Source organism: Candidatus Obscuribacterales bacterium (assembly GCA_036703605.1).
Taxonomy (GTDB): Bacteria; Cyanobacteriota; Cyanobacteriia; order RECH01; family RECH01; genus RECH01.
In genome coordinates this window covers 1-12,880 of sequence record DATNRH010001038.1, presented here as the reverse complement: position 1 = coordinate 12,880, position 12,880 = coordinate 1, and the positions used below count along the sequence as shown (strand labels likewise).

The following is a 12,880-nucleotide window of genomic DNA, read 5'->3' as shown; positions in this document are numbered from 1 at the left end:
GTCAAGAGCTTGGTCGCGATCCATGTCCTGCACTTCTTGGCGAATGCGTTGAACTTCGAATTTTTGCTCCAAACTCAAATCAAATGACATAAAGTCCATATCTGTGTCCTCCAAAGTAGAGAAATGCGATCGCTAACTTTCAAAGCTGAAGCTTTTGAGTGGTGTGCGTTGCAATAGATTGCGGATGACATTATCTTTGACCATCAGAAGCTGAGAAGCCTGCACCAGCAGATCTAGGGCTTGCTCTCGGCTCATCACGTGGGCTGATTCCTCCATCAACCGCATTTGAAACTGCTGCTCGATCGTTAGCTCGTAGGTGTTAGGGTCTACCATGGATCCTCCATGACTGAGAGTGCAATGTTGAATGCTGTAACCGGTTCGTGCTGTAGTCTGCTAGAGCTTGGATGGAAGCTGTCACGGGCTTCGACCTCTTGCAGGACTGGTATCTGGAGACGGTAGGCGTGAATCTAAGCTCTAATCCGAACGTTTGGGAGACGTTACGGGGGTGTAGATTCAGGTTTCCCTATTCGCCATACAAATCCGTCTGATCTATATTACGAATCATAACAAAAGTTTGACAGAATGACACTAATTTCTCCTTGTGTGTTGTGAAATGATGAGCATTTTTGCGCATTGGATTAGGCTAGTTTTAGCAACACCGTCTTGAGTAGACTGCTCAAGATGAACGAATTCAGGTTGATTTTCGTTGGCGCTGGGGTAGAACGCGGGTATCCAGATGAGCGGCGGGGCGATCGCTTCTCCTGTCCCCCATCGTTTTGGAACGACAAAAGCCACCTGTTGAAGATGCAGGTGGCTGGCCTCATGAGTTGGAGGGGTGGTTTAGGCGAGATAGGCAGCCCAGGTGGGGATGATGTCGGGGCTGCCATACCAGCGCTTGCCGGCTCGGGGCGAATGGACGACCTGATCCAAGATTAGATTTTCGGCACCTTCTAGGTGGGCGGCGGAGATGGGGGTAATTTCGTCGCCCCAACAGGCTCCGTTGCCGCAGGTGAGTAGGTAGCTGTTGTAGGTGAACCAGCCTGCTAGGGAGCGATCGCCCAAGACGGCTTTGCCAGCCACGCAGACGTAGCGCACCGTGGGATGAAATGCGCCGGGATAGTTATCGTTAACGAAGTTGAGGTTGCGCAGCGTCCAGCGTTCTTGGCTAACGTGGGGGGTGCCTAGGGTCATCAGGGTGGCTACGGAAGGATGCGCTTTCCAGAGCATGGGCTTGCCGGTGTCTTTGGCATGGATGGTATAGGGAATTTCGCCGAGGTAGATCCGCGCAATCCAGCCGCCAGCGGAATGGCCGATGAGGTTGATGCGATCGCTTCCCGTGGTTTCCATCACCTGTTTCACGGTTTGATCGAGTTTTTCTAGAATTCCTCCCATCGACCGCCCGCCCACCGTGGGCACCCAGTCCCAGCGAGACAGGGGCACGGTGACACTGGGAAAGCCTAGCTCTGCCAAGGTTTTCTCCATGGTTTGGTAAGGGGCCGCACCGGCGAAGTAGCCTGGCAAAATCACGGTAGGGTATCCCATCGATGTCTCCTTGGTGCTTAGGGTTAGGAAAGGGTTAGGGGTTTGGCGGTGGCGGTTGCCGGTGAGGATAGGGATAATCGCGGTAGGCGATGTTTAAAGCCGCAAAGGATTTCCCAGGAAATGGTTCCTAGGGTGTCGGCCCAGTCGTCGGCAGAGATGGTGGCGTCCTGATCGTGCCCCAGTAGGGTAACCACATCACCCTCGTGGACTTCGGCAAGGTCGGTCACGTCGAGCATGAGCTGATCCATGGTAATCGCGCCAATTTGGGGAACAAACTGTCCTCGTAAGAGAACGTTCATGCGGTTGGACAGCAAGCGGGGTACGCCATCGGCATAGCCAATGCCAACAACGGCTAGCCGAGTTTCTCGCTGGGTGACAAATCGATGCCCATAGCTGACGCCGGTCTGGGGGGGTAGGGTTTTCACCTGGGTGACGCGGGCTTTCACTTGCAGCACGGGTTTGAGATCGATGCTGGCCCGAAAATGGGGGGCGGGATAAAGCCCGTAGATGGCTAGCCCGACCCGGACGAGGTCGTAATGGAGGCTGGACTCAACCAGGGTGCCGGCGGAGTTCGCTAGATGCAGCATGGGCGGAACGATGCCATGATCGCCTAGGGTTTGGATGACCTGCTGGAAGCGATCGCGTTGGTGCTGAAGGGTCTGCACATCCGGATCATCCGCTGTTGCAAAGTGGGAGTAGACGCTGGCCAGGTGGAGATGGGGCGATCGCTGAATATGCTGGGCGAGGGGAAGTACCTGCTGCCAGGGAACTCCCAGGCGCGACATGCCCGTATCGACGTTGAGGTGAACCGGGAGCGGATGGGTTGCGGAGTCCATCGCCTCGGCAAAGACCAGGGCCTGTTTTTCGGTGCAGAGTGTTGGCTGCAACTGCCAGTGAGCGATCGCCCGCACTTGCTCGACGGTATTGGTGGCTCCCAGCAAGAGAATGGGAGCCTGGATCCCTGCTTCCCGCAGTTCGATGCCTTCGGGAATGGTGGCTACGCCTAGCCAGGTGGCCCCAGCCTGGAGGGCGGTTTGGGCAATGGTCACCGCCCCATGACCATAGGCATCAGCTTTCACCACCGCCATTAGGTCTGTGCCTGGAGCCAAGAGAGCTTGAATGGCTTGGACATTATAGGCTAGGTGGCTGTGGTTAATCTCAACCCACGCCCGCTCGCGGCCCATGGTGGACAACGTTGGCCGATGATCCCAACTCAACATGGCGTGACTCCTTTCCCCACGGGTGCATTCCAGATGTCTTATTCACTCCAGACTAGACCAGAGACTTGGGGTTGAAAAGGGCGATCGCCACCTTTGGGTCTCGGAGTCATGCTAGTGCAGATTCCGGGGAGCGATCGCGCTAGTCAGACTGCTCATTGGAGACAATCACGATGGTAATATTATCGCGGCCACCCTTGCCTTTGGCTGCATTGACCAGGGCGCTGGCGGCTTGGTCACAGGCGCGAATGGATTTGAGGTGAAAGGCAATTAAGTGATCGGATAGCTCTTCCGTGAGACCATCACTGCAGAGAATGAGGCGATCGTTGGGTTCTAGCTCAAAGGTCTGCACGTCGATTTGGCGCACATCATCTCGCCCCAGGCATTTCGACAAAATATGTCGCCAGGGATGGAGACGGGCTTGATCGGTGGTTAATTCTCCAGACTTCAGCGCTCGTCGTACCCAGGTATGGTCTTCGGTAATTTGATCGAGCCGAGAACCTCGTAGGCGATAGAGGCGTGAGTCGCCGACATGGGCGCAGGAGGGCTGGTCATCGCGAAAGAGTACCACCACCACGGTGGTTCCCATGTCCGATCGCTCCGGATGGTCGCGCTGATCTTTCAAAATGGCGTGGTTCGCTTTCAGCAGCGCCTCTTCCAGTAACTGATGGGACTTGGCCGGAAAGCTCCAGTGGGTTTCTAAGTACTCACGGATGGTATCGGTGGCTAAGCGACTGGCTTCTTGTCCGCCCGCATGGCCGCCCATGCCATCAGCGACTAGGCAAAACCGACCATCGGGGTCAATATAGTACGCATCCTGATTGACAGAGCGCACTAGCCCTGTGTCTGTTAGCCCCGAGAAAATCCGTTTCATACAGCGTGGCGCTACCCAAGGAAAACATCAAAACATACGATCGTAGCGATCTAGACGCATTAACAGGCGGATGAGAGCGATCGCTGAAGCTACTGCAAGGATTGCCATCACACTAGCTAAGATCACGTACTCACTCACTAGCAAAATCGTGGCGGACAGAGTGAACGTGCCAGCCAAAATAGTATAGTTCATTCCCAGGTTTACGGTACTGATTCGCCGCAGAAGGCGATCGCTCTCAATGGAGCGCACCCGTACCCGAATATCCCCTCGCTCTAGTTTATCGATTGTATCGTCAATGCGTCGGGGTAAGCCTAGGGCTGTACTGCTCATTTGAGCGGCCTGGCGGCCAATTTCTCCCAGCAGTCCATCGGTTTCTAGGGATGAACGTCCGTCGGTCATAAGCTGCATTGCAAACGGTTTTGCAACCTCCATAAAGTTAAAGTCTGGATCGAGACCCTTGCCCACCCCTTCCAGGGTCGAAAATGCCCGCATCACAAAGGTGAAGGTGGCGGGAAATCGGAAGGGTTGATTATAGGCAATATCATATAAGTCATCGCTGATGGCTGCGACGGACTGGGTTTCAAAGGGCTGATCCATGAAGTTGTCCAGCATGTACTGCACCGATCGCCGCACGGGGCCCATATCCTCGGCAGGCGCTAGGGCTCCTAGTTCCACCAAGGATGCCACCACTTGTTCAGCATCTTTTTGGGCAATGCCAAAGAAGGTGTTGAGCAGTTTCTCGCGGGTGATGGCTGGCACCTGACCCATCATGCCGAAGTCGTAAAAGATCAGCGCTCCGTCTGAACTCACGGCAATGTTGCCGGGGTGGGGGTCGGCGTGGAAAAATCCATTGTTGAGCAGTTGGTGCAGGTAGGCGCGGGCTCCCAGTTGGGCCAGGTTTTTGCGATCGAGCCCGGCTGCTTCAATGGCGTCGTAGTGGCTGATCTTGATGCCCGGCAAATATTCTAGGGTGAGTACTCGCGATGAGGCATAGCGCCAATACACCCGAGGCACGCGCACCCATCCTTCATTGCGAAAGTTCCGTCGGAAGGTGTCGGCATTCCGCCCTTCGCCCAGATAGTCAATTTCTTCCCAAAGAATTCGGCAGCATTCTTCATAAATACCCATCCAATCGCGCCCCCGTCCCCAGTCGGGATGGTTTTGGAAGTAGCGGGCGATGCCTTTGAGGATGGCGAGGTCAATGGTGAACAGCTTTTTCAAACCCGGTCGCTGGATTTTCACCACCACTTCTTCGCCGCTGTGAAGCTGGGCTCGATGCACCTGCCCAAGGCTGGCGGCAGCTAGGGGAATGGGGTCGAAGCTTTGATACAGTTCGGGAATGGTTTTGCCGAGGTCTTGCTCGATGATGGCTTCAACCTGTTCGTAGTTGAAGGCTGGCACCTTGTCCTGTAGCTTCGATAGTTCTTCCACATATTCGCTAGGAAAGAGGTCTGCCCGCGTGGAGAACAATTGCCCAACTTTGATGAAGGTGGGCCCTAAATCCAAGAGTGTTTCTCGAATCCATACTGCCAAGCGTCGCCGCCGCAGCGTCTGCTTTTCGTCGGTCATGCCGCCGGCATAACTCCAGGACTTGCCATACAGCCATTGGGACGCCAAGAGTCTGAGGACAAACGTCCAGATATCTACATAGCGACGTTGCCGAGAGTAGCGCTCACGGTTCCAGCGGTATTTTTTGCTTGTATGCAGTTTGGAGCGATCGCTCACGGTTATGCCCCGATGTTCTGACGGATTAGACAATAGACCAGAGGGCACAGACGACCCGACTGGAGACGGGATAGATTCAGATGCGGCAGCATCACGACTGGGACGATCAGGCAAGACGGTCACTCGCGCTTCAATCCAGGAGTTCTAAACAGCTTTTTCTATTATGGTTCCCTTTCTAGGGAGATCGGGCAACCCAGCGGCATGGATTTTTCCAAGCTGTTGAGAACGAGTTGAGACCGGATGGGTTAGGGGGCAGAGTTGCGGTGGCGCTGCAGGGTGGCGCGCAGATGGGCAATTTCAGCGCGCAGTTCATCTAGCATGGTCTGCAAATCGGAAGGAGAACCGGCGGCAGGGGCATCCGCAGGGGGGCGATCGCCCATGGCAGATTCTTCAGACTGCTTGGCTCGGTCTAGCACCTCTTCTGTAAATTGACGCAAGCGCTCGCGCTGCTCTGCATCAAATTTGCCTAGATCGCTCAGGGTGTGGGTGACGGTGGACTCAAATTGCTCGCTCAGCAGTTCTGCTGCTGCTCGTCCCACGAAAAAAGCCTGGACTAGGGGATTACTCATTCGCAACGCCTATATACGTACTCCGTCAAGATTATAACTTGACTGCTTTTGGTCTGCGGCAGTGAACTCGAATTACTGCGATCCCTGGGGGCTTCGCCCAGCCCTCGGCTAGGATGGAGGCAAATCTGGAGAAGCGTGGATGCGACAAACAAAGGCATGGTCAGATTGGCTTGAAACTCGTTGGGTGTCTCCGTCCTATGGCGGCTGGCTGCTGCTGGGGTTGGCTGTATTTTTCTTTGCGGCGGCGACCAACACCATGGCTGGCTGGCTGTATGTGATCAGTGGCGGCATGTTGGCCATGTTGGCGATCGCTGCCCTGTTGCCGCCGCGATCGCTGAAGCGTTTGCAGGTGAGTCGGATGCCCATCTATCCCATCAGCGCTGGCGATGCCTTGCAGGTGGAACTGCGGATTGATAATCCCACGCCCCAGGCTCGGGGACTGCTCGAACTTTCTGACCTGCTGCCGTTTGTGGTGGGTGCGCCAGAACGGTCGGCCTTGGAAACCTTGGCGGCCCAAGGGCAATACCGCTGGGCCTATAGCCGAGTGATGGAACAGCGGGGGGTCTACCGTTGGCATACGGTGCATCTGCGGACGGCGGCTCCCTTTGGTCTCTTCTGGCGGCGGCAGGCGTTCACTCAGCCCGCGATCGCTGTGGTCTATCCCCAGGTATTGCCGCTGTCGTCCTGTCCCTTGGTGGATGAGCAGGGAGCCGATGAGCAGAAAGAGCTGCAAAGTATTCAACGTCCCGATAGCGCTAGCGAAGGCATGACCCGGGCCCTGCGGCCCTACCGCTGGGGGGATCCGATTCGCATGGTGCATTGGCGATCGAGCGCTCGTTATGGCGATCTGCGGGTGCGGGAGTTGGAGGTGATCACCGGCGGTCAGGCCTTGGTGATTGCCTTGGATAGCGGCATAGCTTGGCCGGCGGCAGCCTTTGAAGAAGCGGTGATTGTGGCAGCGTCGCTATATTTCTATGCCTTGAAGCAAAAACTGCAGGTGAGCCTCTGGACGGCGGGGACGGGGACGGTGGACGGGCAGCAGCAGGTGCTTGAAGTTTTGGCGGCCACCCAGGCCGATGAAGAGCCTCGGCCGATCGCGGGTCAGCGTCCGGATCTGCCCTTGGTTTGGTTGACCCCGAGGGGCGATCGCTTGGAAGATTTACCAGCGGGTAGTCGCTGGATGCTGTGGGATGAGATGGGGCGATCGCCCTCCACAACTCAGCGTTTGGGTATTCTGCGCCAGCCCGAGGATCCGTTGCAGATTCAACTGCAGCGATCGCTCTAGTCCCACAAGGTCTTGGGGCTGGTGATGGATGCCGGTGACAACGCCTGCTCTCGCAGGTTGGCTTAATCCAGCCCCAGCTCTCGCTTCAAGACCTCGATGGAATCCATACCCACATAGTTATTGCTGGTAATCACTTGGGGCGGACGAATCAGATCATTGCGCGCCTCTTGAATCGCAGCTTTCACCCGAGGAACGCTCACCAAATCGCAGACAATCACTTGGGTACTGCGGACAATCGAGCTGAGCTTGTAGGCATCATCCGTCTGAGCCGTCATCACCAGCAGCTCCTCACCCCGCAGACTGTGGATAATCACCTCCGCTGCTCTGAGGATACCGCTGCTGAGGCTGACAATGCCCAAACAGCTACCCGTGGGCAACTTGGTCAGCAACTGCATTTCCTGGGCGTAGTCGTAGATATCAACCGGAATCACGCGTACCGAACGCGGGGCAGCGATCGCTTCTGCTTCACCAATAAAGTAACGGCTGGTGACCACCGTGCCTGAACGCGCTTGATCCAGAACCTGCTCTAGTTCTTCCAGGGGTACCAACTGCACCGGAATCTTCAGCGCCTGTTCTAGCTCTTGCACCATCAACTGCCCTGCGCCAATGTCTTGACTCGGTGAAGTGACCAACACGCGGGCGCTGCAGCGCAACCGCCAGTCAATTTCTGCTAGAAATAGTTCCCGCGCCTGACTGAGGCTGCAGCCCTGACTCAACAGCTTATCAACACTTTGCTGCACCAGCTTGTTGGCCTCGGGATATTGGGCCAGGAGCGGGGAGCCGGTTTTGGCAACGCCTTCGTCGCCCTGAGCCCGCACAAAAATGCCAGCCCCAGCCCGAGCATCCACCACACCAGCATCTTCGAGCTGGCGGTAGACTTTGCTAATCGTGTTGCGATGGAGACCCGTTTGCATAGCCAACTGCCGGGTGCTGGGCAGCCGATGCCCAGGTGGAAACTGCCGCGAAGCGATCGCAAAGCGTATTTGGTTGTAGAGCTGAGTAGACGCTGGGATCTCGCTATCGGGTTGAATGTGAAACTGAACCATAGACCAGAGCCTCCGCCATGCGCTCGATGAAAACCAACGACCAATAGAATCTTGAAGCGTTTAAAAAACCTGTGTTAAAACCCTAACTGGATGGCCCATTTAGGGCTGCTGATTAGGGCTAACGCTAACCTACGATGCCGGATGCCGGATTGAGGAGAATGCGATTGTTATGGGCAATCATAGCTGACATGCTTCGTAGCACAAGGGCCTATACTTGCCCCCGCTAGTCTTCAGAATTGCTAGCACTATCTTCGCACGCTTAGGTATCCGGGCTCACGAGGGGAGTGCTGCGATCGCTGCCTGCCCCTTCTGCGTCCATCCATCATGTTCCATACCCCCATTGTCTTAGGAATTTAGTTATGAGCCATTCGGATCTTCAAACACGCCATGTCCAGGTCAACCATGATGGTTTGGCGATCGATGCCTATATGGCCCAGCCCGCTGCCGATGGTGTCTATCCTCCTGTGGTCGTTGTGCAAGAAATCTTTGGGGTGAATGCCCACATTCGAGACATCACAGAGCGTATTGCCCGGGAAGGCTACATTGCGATCGCCCCGGCTCTTTACCAACGGTTAGCTCCTGGCTTTGAAGCCGGGTACACCCTAGACGATATCAAACTAGGGCGACAGTATAAAGACCAGACCCATGCGGATGAGCTATTGGGCGATGTGCAGGCGGCCATCGATTTTCTAAGCCAACAGCCAGCTAGTAAACCCGGTGGGGTGGGCTGTATTGGGTTTTGTTTTGGTGGGCATGTGGCCTTTCTCGCCGCTACCCTGCCGGCTGTAGCCGCGACCGCGTCATTTTACGGTGCTGGCATTCCAACCTGGTGTCCAGGCGGCGGCGACCCTACCTTGACCCGCGCAGGCCATATTACCGGCACTGTCTATGCCTTTTTTGGCATGGAAGATATGAGTATTCCTCCCGAGCATGTGGAGCAAATTGAAGCAGCCTTAACAGCGCATCATGTGCCCCACCAAATCTTTCGCTACCCCGAAGCCGACCATGGCTTTTTCTGCGATCGCCGCGCTAGCTATCAGGCGGCCGCCGCTGCCGATGCTTGGATGAAGGTGAAAGCGCTGTTTCAGCAATCCCTTTAGCATCCAGCAATCCCTCTAGACAAGGCTCTTGCCCTCCATCCCTAGGCTCGCCAACTGGTCTCGGGATGGTCTGGGATGTCCCGTGAATGTTACGGAGCGTTACTCGTTGTGGGGAAACTTGAGAATTCAAGATAAATCCGCCTACGATTGGGCAAGGTTTAGTGTTGAGGGGCGATCATGCCCTGCAGAATGGGATGTGAGTTCCAGACCTCTCAAGATGGCTGCTTGCTAGGGATGCACAGGGCTGGTGCGTCATGCTTTACATCTAGCCCGATAGATTATTGTGCGGTGGATTGCTATACTGCCATGCCCCCTAAAGGCTCTAGCGATCGCTGTCTTTTGCTTCGCATAGCAAGTCTCGTGTCTAGGCGACCCTGGGTAGGCTATAACGTAGAAGTTATACCTGGGAGGTGCTAGGTTTCCTCCCACTTGGGCGTGAATAGTTGGGTGGGTTGGGTAGTTCGCTGCACCAACTCATGGACTTTGGTTCAGCGATCGCTATAGTTTAACGTTCAGTAGTTGCCTAATGTCTCTGCACTTGCAACGATGAAATCTTTCCCAACCCCAGATCCCTTCCAATTAGAGTTTCCCAATGGAAATACAGCGGTGGCTATTCAACTACACCGATCCACCGCTCGGTCTAAGATCGGGCCGCTCTTGACCCAACTGGGGTTGCCCATAGCGCGGCCGACACTGGTGGTGGTGGGAGGAGCTAGCGGCATTTCTGAGGAAAGCTTTAGTCAATTGCGATCGCTGTTTACGGAGGTGCTAGCACCGGTGATCCAATCCCTGAATGGGGTGGTGATTGATGGTGGTACAGATGCTGGTGTGATGAAGTTGATGGGCGAGGCCCGGCAAGCCACGGCCAGCACCTTTCCTTTGGTGGGCGTGGCGGCGATCGGTACGGTGATTTTGCCCCAGAGCTGTACCCTGCCGTCGGATGAAAATGCGCCCCTCGAACCCCACCATACCCATTTTGTGTTGGTGCCGGGGGGGCTTTGGGGGGATGAAGCTCCGTGGATTGCTAACGTGGCTACGGCTTTGAATGTGGATGCGCCATCGGTGACGGTGTTGGTGAATGGTGGTCGAATTGCCTGGCAGGATGCGTCCAATAGCGTACGAGTGGGGCGGCCGGTGTTGGTGATTGCCGGTAGTGGACGTACGGCGGATGAGCTAGCCGCCGCTGTTCGGGGAGAGCTCAGCAGCGATCGCGCCACGGATTTAATTGATTCAGGACTGGTGCACATCGTAGATTTATCGAGTGACCTGCTGTTCGTTCGCAGCGTGGTGCAATCGATGTTGTCCCACACCCATCAACCCAATGCCGTTTGATGGTGGTGTCTGCTTGGCGCTCGTTCCCCCGATGGTATGCACAATGAATGGAGGCTGCTGCACAGATTCTTGGCTCGACAACTCTGCAGTAGACTCGTAAGCGCCATAGCTTGCCTAAAAGGCTGAAGTCATGTCTTGAAGAATTCTACCGACGCTATTGAGGTCGCCCACCACCCGTTTCACCGGTTTGGGCCAAATGCGCACCAAGGTAGGTGTTGCCGTAATTTGGTTGAGCTCGGCAATTTCTGGGTGCTTTTTCACATCGACAATTTTCAGGGTGTAGGGGCGCTGCAGCGATCGCTCTAAGACCTGATGGAGGCTTTGTAGAACTTGTTCGGTGACCAAGCTTTGTCCGCTGACAAACAGACGAAAGACGTAACCTTGGGGAGAATTGGCGGTGGGGTTGCTGGATAACCAGGGCTCTGCTTGAGGCGATCGCGATCGCCTTAGGGAATCGTCGAGCTTGACAACTAGATCGTGGGATTGCCAGAGTTCTGGAAAACGCGATCGATAGGTCATCAAAACAGCCGGATCACAACCTGGCCCAGGATTCGGTAAAACCGACCATTGCAAATCCAAGCTGTAAAACAACACATTCAGTAAGGGTTGGTATCGCTGCACCATGGGCGACATCTCGGCCACCTGGCAGCGCGTTTGACTTCTAGGATCCAGCCAGCAGTCAATGGTTGCCGTAAAGCAAGGCACCAAAAAGTGAGGCGGCTCCGGCAACCCCAGCAACTCCTGCAGCACGGCACAAAGCTGTAAATGCCACCGATCTTGCTTATGTTCATCGATGGCATAGATGACGTCTCCTCCGGGCGTAAATAGGACAATTCCCTTATACGACGAAGGAATAATCGACTCCTGCACCCCCACCAACCTAGACTCGACCTCTGAGAATCTGCGCCATTTCGTTGGGCTTGGGTGACATCTCCAGAGCCGTCTCTTCCGTAATGCGTCCGGCTTCGTAGAGCTGATAGAGCGACTGGTTCATGGTACACATGCCGTCAAAGGTACAGCGCGGCACCATGGCTTCTACCTCGTCTAGATCTCCTCGACGCAGGTAGTCACGAATGGCATCGGTATTCAGCAAGATTTCGTGGAAGGCAGCCCGCTTCCCATCTGTGGTACGACATAGCCCTTGGGCAATCACCGCTACCAGTGCTTCTGCTACCGAGATTCTGACCGGCTCTTGCTCCGCTGGATCATAGAGGTTGAGAATCCGCTCAATGGTTTTCACGGCGCTGTTGGTGTGCAGGGTACCGATGACCAAGTGTCCTGTCTGCGCTGCTTTGAGGGCGGTGCTGATGGTTTCCTTGTCACGCATTTCCCCCACAAGAATGATGTCTGGATCTTCTCGCAGGGAGGCTTTCAGGGCATTGTCAAACTTCAAGGTATGAATGCCTACTTCCCGCTGCTTGATCAAGGCTTTACGGCTTTGGTGCACAAATTCCACTGGGTCTTCAATGGTAATGATGTGCTTGGGCATTTCCTTGTTGATATAGTCAATCATGGCTGCCATGGTGGTTGATTTCCCGGAGCCCGTGGGCCCGGTCACCAAGATCAAACCTTTGTGATAGTGACAAATATCCTTGAAGACCGGCGGCAGATTAAGCTGCTCCATGGTCAAAATCTTCATGGGAATCAATCGCATGACCATGGCTGGCCCGCGAATGGAATCAAAGATATTGATCCGTACCCGAGCGAAGTCGTACTGGGCGGCTCCATCAAAATCAAGGGTGTCTTTGAATCGCTGAATTTCTTGATCCGAGAGAACTTCGCCGAGCCAACTGAAGAAGGTATTTTCGTCAGTGACCGGATATTCCGTAGTATCAATTTCGCCTCGGTTACGAAAACGCGGTGTCTCTCCTACACCCACGTGAATATCCGAGAATCCTTTATCGAAGGCTTCTTTGACCAACTGCGCCAGGGTAGGCGAACCGGGGCTGACGCGACTTTTTGCCGCCATGCGCATGGGTGGCGGTGCAGCAGGGCGATGACCGGCTGGTGGTGCTGGTGGTGCGCTGGGTGGCTTGGGCGGTGCTCCAGTGCGAGGGGGAGCGCTAGGCGCAGATGGCATGACCATGGTCTGGGGCGAGATGGGTTGGGTGGCTTCGCTCGCAGGCGCACCCGATCGCGGTGGCGGTGGTGGGGCGGGTGGCATGGGCGGGCGGGGTGGGCGTTGGGCGT

Annotated in this window: 12 protein-coding genes; 3 read left to right on the top strand and 9 right to left on the bottom strand. The window is 55.5% G+C overall.

The window, feature by feature from the left end:
* Positions 1-132: 132 nt before the first annotated feature.
* The 6 genes from V6D20_21215 to V6D20_21190 form a co-directional block, all read right to left on the bottom strand.
* Complete coding sequence (locus V6D20_21215; GenBank protein HEY9818301.1) at positions 133-333, bottom strand: NblA/ycf18 family protein; 201 nt, start codon at positions 331-333, stop codon at positions 133-135.
* Between the two features lie 507 nt (positions 334-840).
* Positions 841-1,542 (bottom strand): hypothetical protein, encoded by a 702-nt coding sequence (locus tag V6D20_21210; protein ID HEY9818300.1) that lies wholly within the window; start codon positions 1,540-1,542, stop codon positions 841-843.
* 23 nt (positions 1,543-1,565) lie between these two features.
* Entirely contained in the window at positions 1,566-2,762 is a 1,197-nt protein-coding gene (alr, locus tag V6D20_21205; protein HEY9818299.1) for an alanine racemase, read from the bottom strand.
* 139 nt (positions 2,763-2,901) lie between these two features.
* Positions 2,902-3,633, bottom strand: a complete 732-nt coding sequence (locus V6D20_21200; GenBank protein HEY9818298.1) for a Stp1/IreP family PP2C-type Ser/Thr phosphatase — start codon at positions 3,631-3,633, stop codon at positions 2,902-2,904.
* Between the two features lie 27 nt (positions 3,634-3,660).
* Positions 3,661-5,472 carry an AarF/ABC1/UbiB kinase family protein gene (locus V6D20_21195; protein HEY9818297.1) on the bottom strand — a complete coding sequence of 604 codons (1,812 nt, stop codon included), beginning with the start codon at positions 5,470-5,472 and terminating at the stop codon, positions 3,661-3,663.
* 131 nt (positions 5,473-5,603) lie between these two features.
* Positions 5,604-5,927 carry a hypothetical protein gene (locus V6D20_21190; GenBank protein ID HEY9818296.1) on the bottom strand — a complete coding sequence of 108 codons (324 nt, stop codon included), beginning with the start codon at positions 5,925-5,927 and terminating at the stop codon, positions 5,604-5,606.
* Between the two features lie 139 nt (positions 5,928-6,066).
* Here V6D20_21190 and V6D20_21185 point away from each other — a divergent pair, with 139 nt between their 5' ends.
* The gene (locus V6D20_21185) at positions 6,067-7,212 is read left to right on the top strand and encodes a DUF58 domain-containing protein (GenBank protein ID HEY9818295.1); all 1,146 of its coding nucleotides are present in this window, start codon (positions 6,067-6,069) and stop codon (positions 7,210-7,212) included.
* Positions 7,213-7,274: 62 nt separating this feature from the next.
* Here the strand turns inward: V6D20_21185 and V6D20_21180 are convergent, their stop codons facing one another.
* Positions 7,275-8,258 (bottom strand): GntR family transcriptional regulator, encoded by a 984-nt coding sequence (locus tag V6D20_21180; protein HEY9818294.1) that lies wholly within the window; start codon positions 8,256-8,258, stop codon positions 7,275-7,277.
* Between the two features lie 359 nt (positions 8,259-8,617).
* On the opposite strand from V6D20_21180, the gene V6D20_21175 reads away from it, so the two are divergent.
* Entirely contained in the window at positions 8,618-9,358 is a 741-nt protein-coding gene (locus V6D20_21175) for a dienelactone hydrolase family protein (GenBank protein HEY9818293.1), read from the top strand.
* A gap of 546 nt (positions 9,359-9,904) precedes the next feature.
* Positions 9,905-10,690, top strand: coding sequence for a hypothetical protein (locus tag V6D20_21170; protein HEY9818292.1), 786 nt, complete (start codon positions 9,905-9,907; stop codon positions 10,688-10,690).
* Between the two features lie 114 nt (positions 10,691-10,804).
* Here V6D20_21170 and V6D20_21165 read toward each other — a convergent pair whose 3' ends face one another.
* Complete coding sequence (locus tag V6D20_21165) at positions 10,805-11,560, bottom strand: circadian clock KaiB family protein (protein ID HEY9818291.1); 756 nt, start codon at positions 11,558-11,560, stop codon at positions 10,805-10,807.
* Positions 11,561-11,570: 10 nt separating this feature from the next.
* Positions 11,571-12,880: type IV pilus twitching motility protein PilT (locus V6D20_21160; GenBank protein ID HEY9818290.1), on the bottom strand; the 1,310-nt coding region annotated here is incomplete at its 5' end.

Bases quoted from the DNA above. Each gene is read 5' to 3' on its own strand.
- V6D20_21190 (HEY9818296.1), bottom strand. From the start codon at position 5,927: ATGAGTAATCCCCTAGTCCAGGCTTTTTTCGTGGGACGAGCAGCAGCA.
- V6D20_21215 (HEY9818301.1), bottom strand. From the start codon at position 333: ATGGTAGACCCTAACACCTACGAGCTAACGATCGAGCAGCAGTTTCAA.
- V6D20_21170 (HEY9818292.1), top strand. From the start codon at position 9,905: ATGAAATCTTTCCCAACCCCAGATCCCTTCCAATTAGAGTTTCCCAAT.
- alr (HEY9818299.1), bottom strand. From the start codon at position 2,762: ATGTTGAGTTGGGATCATCGGCCAACGTTGTCCACCATGGGCCGCGAG.
- V6D20_21210 (HEY9818300.1), bottom strand. From the start codon at position 1,542: ATGGGATACCCTACCGTGATTTTGCCAGGCTACTTCGCCGGTGCGGCC.
- V6D20_21175 (HEY9818293.1), top strand. From the start codon at position 8,618: ATGAGCCATTCGGATCTTCAAACACGCCATGTCCAGGTCAACCATGAT.
- V6D20_21185 (HEY9818295.1), top strand. From the start codon at position 6,067: ATGCGACAAACAAAGGCATGGTCAGATTGGCTTGAAACTCGTTGGGTG.
- V6D20_21200 (HEY9818298.1), bottom strand. From the start codon at position 3,633: ATGAAACGGATTTTCTCGGGGCTAACAGACACAGGGCTAGTGCGCTCT.
- V6D20_21180 (HEY9818294.1), bottom strand. From the start codon at position 8,258: ATGGTTCAGTTTCACATTCAACCCGATAGCGAGATCCCAGCGTCTACT.